9 protein-coding genes are annotated in these 5,385 nt (G+C 44.7%); all 9 read right to left on the bottom strand.

Translation table 11 applies throughout. The annotated features are described in order from the left end of the window. Positions 1–300: major capsid protein (locus C667_RS26960; protein ID WP_000065543.1), on the bottom strand; the 300-nt coding region annotated here is incomplete at its 3' end. 36 nt (positions 301–336) lie between these two features. Further along, positions 337–453 carry a phage DNA packaging protein J gene (locus C667_RS26955; RefSeq protein WP_000033471.1) on the bottom strand — a complete coding sequence of 39 codons (117 nt, stop codon included), beginning with the start codon at positions 451–453 and terminating at the stop codon, positions 337–339. Continuing rightward, positions 453–911 carry a scaffolding protein D gene (locus C667_RS26950; RefSeq protein ID WP_000084700.1) on the bottom strand — a complete coding sequence of 153 codons (459 nt, stop codon included), beginning with the start codon at positions 909–911 and terminating at the stop codon, positions 453–455. Before C667_RS26950 ends, C667_RS26955 begins: the two co-directional genes overlap by 1 nt. Then, on the bottom strand, positions 908–1,147 hold the full coding sequence (locus C667_RS26945; protein WP_016670801.1) for a phage DNA packaging protein C: 240 nt from the start codon (positions 1,145–1,147) through the stop codon (positions 908–910). Before C667_RS26945 ends, C667_RS26950 begins: the two co-directional genes overlap by 4 nt. Continuing rightward, positions 1,080–1,232 carry a hypothetical protein gene (locus C667_RS26940; protein WP_435988044.1) on the bottom strand — a complete coding sequence of 51 codons (153 nt, stop codon included), beginning with the start codon at positions 1,230–1,232 and terminating at the stop codon, positions 1,080–1,082. The genes C667_RS26945 and C667_RS26940 overlap by 68 nt, the downstream gene beginning before the upstream one ends. Beyond that, positions 1,165–2,706: a replication endonuclease gene (locus C667_RS26935; protein ID WP_000252566.1), complete on the bottom strand. Its 1,542-nt coding sequence runs from the start codon at positions 2,704–2,706 to the stop codon at positions 1,165–1,167. The genes C667_RS26940 and C667_RS26935 overlap by 68 nt, the downstream gene beginning before the upstream one ends. A 63-nt stretch (positions 2,707–2,769) precedes the next feature. Beyond that, positions 2,770–3,756: a Minor spike protein gene (locus C667_RS26930; protein ID WP_000466547.1), complete on the bottom strand. Its 987-nt coding sequence runs from the start codon at positions 3,754–3,756 to the stop codon at positions 2,770–2,772. An 8-nt stretch (positions 3,757–3,764) separates the two neighbouring features. Further along, the gene (locus C667_RS26925) at positions 3,765–4,292 is read right to left on the bottom strand and encodes a hypothetical protein (RefSeq protein ID WP_000487867.1); all 528 of its coding nucleotides are present in this window, start codon (positions 4,290–4,292) and stop codon (positions 3,765–3,767) included. A gap of 110 nt (positions 4,293–4,402) precedes the next feature. Then, a partial coding sequence (locus C667_RS26920; protein WP_000485911.1) for a major capsid protein occupies positions 4,403–5,385 on the bottom strand: 983 nt, incomplete at its 5' end.

Here is a 5,385-nt window from a genome sequence, read left to right as displayed (position 1 = left end):
AGTGTTAACAGTCGGGAGAGGAGTGGCATTAACACCATCCTTCATGAACTTAATCCACTGTTCACCATAAACGTGACGATGAGGGACATAAAAAGTAAAAATGTCTACAGTAGAGTCAATAGCAAGGCCACGACGCAATGGAGAAAGACGGAGAGCGCCAACGGCGTCCATCTCGAAGGAGTCGCCAGCGATAACCGGAGTAGTTGAAATGGTAATAAGACGACCAATCTGACCAGCAAGGAAGCCAAGATGGGAAAGGTCATGCGGCATACGCTCGGCGCCAGTTTGAATATTAGACATAATTTATCCTCAAGTAAGGGGCCGAAGCCCCTGCAATTAAAATTGTTGACCACCTACATACCAAAGACGAGCGCCTTTACGCTTGCCTTTAGTACCTCGCAACGGCTGCGGACGACCAGGGCGAGCGCCAGAACGTTTTTTACCTTTAGACATTACATCACTCCTTCTGCACGTAATTTTTGACGCACGTTTTCTTCTGCGTCAGTAAGAACGTCAGTGTTTCCTGCGCGTACACGCAAGGTAAACGCGAACAATTCAGCGGCTTTAACCGGACGCTCGACGCCATTAATAATGTTTTCCGTAAATTCAGCGCCTTCCATGATGAGACAGGCCGTTTGAATGTTGACGGGATGAACATAATAAGCAATGACGGCAGCAATAAACTCAACAGGAGCAGGAAAGCGAGGGTATCCTACAAAGTCCAGCGTACCATAAACGCAAGCCTCAACGCAGCGACGAGCACGAGAGCGGTCAGTAGCAATCCAAACTTTGTTACTCGTCAGAAAATCGAAATCATCTTCGGTTAAATCCAAAACGGCAGAAGCCTGAATGAGCTTAATAGAGGCCAAAGCGGTCTGGAAACGTACGGATTGTTCAGTAACTTGACTCATGATTTCTTACCTATTAGTGGTTGAACAGCATCGGACTCAGATAGTAATCCACGCTCTTTTAAAATGTCAACAAGAGAATCTCTACCATGAACAAAATGTGACTCATATCTAAACCAGTCCTTGACGAACGTGCCAAGCATATTAAGCCACTTCTCCTCATCCAACGCGTCAGTTTTTGACAGAATCGTTAGTTGATGGCGAAAGGTCGCAAAGTAAGAGCTTCTCGAGCTGCGCAAGGATAGGTCGAATTTTCTCATTTTCCGCCAGCAGTCCACTTCGATTTAATTCGTAAACAAGCAGTAGTAATTCCTGCTTTATCAAGATAATTTTTCGACTCATCAGAAATATCCGAAAGTGTTAACTTCTGCGTCATGGAAGCGATAAAACTCTGCAGGTTGGATACGCCAATCATTTTTATCGAAGCGCGCATAAATTTGAGCAGATTTGTCGTCACAGGTTGCGCCGCCAAAACGTCGGCTACAGTAACTTTTCCCAGCCTCAATCTCATCTCTCTTTTTGCGTTCTGCTTCAATATCTGGTTGAACGGCGTCGCGTCGTAACCCAGCTTGGTAAGTTGGATTAAGCACTCCGTGGACAGATTTGTCATTGTGAGCATTTTCATCCCGAAGTTGCGGCTCATTCTGATTCTGAACAGCTTCTTGGGAAGTAGCGACAGCTTGGTTTTTAGTGAGTTGTTCCATTCTTTAGCTCCTAGACCTTTAGCAGCAAGGTCCATATCTGACTTTTTGTTAACGTATTTAGCCACATAGAAACCAACAGCCATATAACTGGTAGCTTTAAGCGGCTCACCTTTAGCATCAACAGGCCACAACCAACCAGAACGTGAAAAAGCGTCCTGCGTGTAGCGAACTGCGATGGGCATACTGTAACCATAAGGCCACGTATTTTGCAAGCTATTTAACTGGCGGCGATTGCGTACCCGACGACCAAAATTAGGGTCAACGCTACCTGTAGGAAGTGTCCGCATAAAGTGCACCGCATGGAAATGAAGACGGCCATTAGCTGTACCATACTCAGGCACACAAAAATACTGATAGCAGTCGGCGTGTGAATCATTAGCCTTGCGACCCTCGGCAGCAAGAACCATACGACCAATATCACGAAAATAGTCACGCAAAGCATTGGGATTATCATAAAACGCCTCTAATCGGTCGTCAGCCAACGTGAGAGTGTCAAAAACGATAAACCAACCATCAGCATGAGCCTGTCGCATTGCATTCATCAAACGCTGAATAGCAAAGCCTCTACGCGATTTCATAGTGGAGGCCTCCAGCAATCTTGAACACTCATCCTTAATACCTTTCTTTTTGGGGTAATTATACTCATCGCGAATATCCTTAAGAGGGCGTTCAGCAGCCAGCTTGCGGCAAAACTGCGTAACCGTCTTCTCGTTCTCTAAAAACCATTTTTCGTCCCCTTCGGGGCGGTGGTCTATAGTGTTATTAATATCAAGTTGGGGGAGCACATTGTAGCATTGTGCCAATTCATCCATTAACTTCTCAGTAACAGATACAAACTCATCACGAACGTCAGAAGCAGCCTTATGGCCGTCAACATACATATCACCATTATCGAACTCAACGCCCTGCATACGAAAAGACAGAATCTCTTCCAAGAGCTTGATGCGGTTATCCATCTGCTTATGGAAGCCAAGCATTGGGGATTGAGAAAGAGTAGAAATGCCACAAGCCTCAATAGCAGGTTTAAGAGCCTCGATACGCTCAAAGTCAAAATAATCAGCGTGACATTCAGAAGGGTAATAAGAACGAACCATAAAAAAGCCTCCAAGATTTGGAGGCATGAAAACATACAATTGGGAGGGTGTCAATCCTGACGGTTATTTCCTAGACAAATTAGAGCCAATACCATCAGCTTTACCGTCTTTCCAGAAATTGTTCCAAGTATCGGCAACAGCTTTATCAATACCATGAAAAATATCAACCACACCAGAAGCAGCATCAGTGACGACATTAGAAATATCCTTTGCAGTAGCGCCAATATGAGAAGAGCCATACCGCTGATTCTGCGTTTGCTGATGAACTAAGTCAACCTCAGCACTAACCTTGCGAGTCATTTCTTTGATTTGGTCATTGGTAAAATACTGACCAGCCGTTTGAGCTTGAGTAAGCATTTGGCGCATAATCTCGGAAACCTGCTGTTGCTTGGAAAGATTGGTGTTTTCCATAATAGACGCAACGCGAGCAGTAGACTCCTTCTGTTGATAAGCAAGCATCTCATTTTGTGCATATACCTGGTCTTTCGTATTCTGGCGTGAAGTCGCCGACTGAATGCCAGCAATCTCTTTTTGAGTCTCATTTTGCATCTCGGCAATCTCTTTCTGATTGTCCAGTTGCATTTTAGTAAGCTCTTTTTGATTCTCAAATCCGGCGTCAACCATACCAGCAGAGGAAGCATCAGCACCAGCACGCTCCCAAGCATTAAGCTCAGGAAATGCAGCAGCAAGATAATCACGAGTATCCTTTCCTTTATCAGCGGCAGACTTGCCACCAAGTCCAACCAAATCAAGCAACTTATCAGAAACGGCAGAAGTGCCAGCCTGCAACGTACCTTCAAGAAGTCCTTTACCAGCTTTAGCCATAGCACCAGAAACAAAACTAGGGACGGCCTCATCAGGGTTAGGAACATTAGAGCCTTGAATGGCAGATTTAATACCAGCATCACCCATGCCTACAGTATTGTTATCGGTAGCAAGCACATCACCTTGAATGCCACCGGAGGCGGCTTTTTGACCGCCTCCAAACAATTTAGACATGGCGCCACCAGCAAGAGCAGAAGCAATACCGCCAGCAATAGCACCAAACATAAATCACCTCACTTAAGTGGCTGGAGACAAATAATCTCTTTAATAACCTGATTCAGCGAAACCAATCCGCGGCATTTAGTAGCGGTAAAGTTAGACCAAACCATGAAACCAACATAAACATTATTGCCCGGCGTACGGGGAAGGACGTCAATAGTCACACAGTCCTTGACGGTATAATAACCACCATCATGGCGACCATCCAAAGGATAAACATCATAGGCAGTCGGGAGGGTAGTCGGAACCGAAGAAGACTCAAAGCGAACCAAACAGGCAAAAAATTTAGGGTCGGCATCAAAAGCAATATCAGCACCAACAGAAACAACCTGATTAGCGGCGTTGACAGATGTATCCATCTGAATGCAATGAAGAAAACCACCATTACCAGCATTAACCGTCAAACTATCAAAATATAACGTTGACGATGTAGCTTTAGGTGTCTGTAAAACAGGTGCCGAAGAAGCTGGAGTAACAGAAGTGAGAACCAGCTTATCAGAAAAAAAGTTTGAATTATGGCGAGAAATAAAAGTCTGAAACATGATTAAACTCCTAAGCAGAAAACCTACCGCGCTTCGCTTGGTCAACCCCTCAGCGGCAAAAATTAAAATTTTTACCGCTTCGGCGTTATAACCTCACACTCAATCTTTTATCACGAAGTCATGATTGAATCGCGAGTGGTCGGCAGATTGCGATAAACGGTCACATTAAATTTAACCTGACTATTCCACTGCAACAACTGAACGGACTGGAAACACTGGTCATAATCATGGTGGCGAATAAGTACGCGTTCTTGCAAATCACCAGAAGGCGGTTCCTGAATGAATGGGAAGCCTTCAAGAAGGTGATAAGCAGGAGAAACATACGAAGGCGCATAACGATACCACTGACCCTCAGCAATCTTAAACTTCTTAGACGAATCACCAGAACGGAAAACATCCTTCATAGAAATTTCACGCGGCGGCAAGTTGCCATACAAAACAGGGTCGCCAGCAATATCGGTATAAGTCAAAGCACCTTTAGCGTTAAGGTACTGAATCTCTTTAGTCGCAGTAGGCGGAAAACGAACAAGCGCAAGAGTAAACATAGTGCCATGCTCAGGAACAAAGAAACGCGGCACAGAATGTTTATAGGTCTGTTGAACACGACCAGAAAACTGGCCTAACGACGTTTGGTCAGTTCCATCAACATCATAGCCAGATGCCCAGAGATTAGAGCGCATGACAAGTAAAGGACGGTTGTCAGCGTCATAAGAGGTTTTACCTCCAAATGAAGAAATAACATCATGGTAACGCTGCATGAAGTAATCACGTTCTTGGTCAGTATGCAAATTAGCATAAGCAGCTTGCAGACCCATAATGTCAATAGATGTGGTAGAAGTCGTCATTTGGCGAGAAAGCTCAGTCTCAGGAGGAAGCGGAGCAGTCCAAATGTTTTTGAGATGGCAGCAACGGAAACCATAACGAGCATCATCTTGATTAAGCTCATTAGGGTTAGCCTCGGTACGGTCAGGCATCCACGGCGCTTTAAAATAGTTGTTATAGATATTCAAATAACCCTGAAACAAATGCTTAGGGATTTTATTGGTATCAGGGTTAATCGTGCCAAGAAAAGCGGCATGGTCAATATAACCAG

This window comes from Thauera phenylacetica B4P (assembly GCF_000310225.1).
GTDB classification, from domain to species: Bacteria; Pseudomonadota; Gammaproteobacteria; order Burkholderiales; family Rhodocyclaceae; genus Thauera; species Thauera phenylacetica.
The sequence above is the reverse complement of the archived record's forward strand: the minus strand, read 5'-3'. Positions and strand labels throughout refer to the sequence as shown.

Bases quoted from the DNA above. Each gene is read 5' to 3' on its own strand.
- C667_RS26955 (WP_000033471.1), bottom strand. From the start codon at position 453: ATGTCTAAAGGTAAAAAACGTTCTGGCGCTCGCCCTGGTCGTCCGCAG.
- C667_RS26950 (WP_000084700.1), bottom strand. From the start codon at position 911: ATGAGTCAAGTTACTGAACAATCCGTACGTTTCCAGACCGCTTTGGCC.
- C667_RS26935 (WP_000252566.1), bottom strand. From the start codon at position 2,706: ATGGTTCGTTCTTATTACCCTTCTGAATGTCACGCTGATTATTTTGAC.
- C667_RS26930 (WP_000466547.1), bottom strand. From the start codon at position 3,756: ATGTTTGGTGCTATTGCTGGCGGTATTGCTTCTGCTCTTGCTGGTGGC.
- C667_RS26925 (WP_000487867.1), bottom strand. From the start codon at position 4,292: ATGTTTCAGACTTTTATTTCTCGCCATAATTCAAACTTTTTTTCTGAT.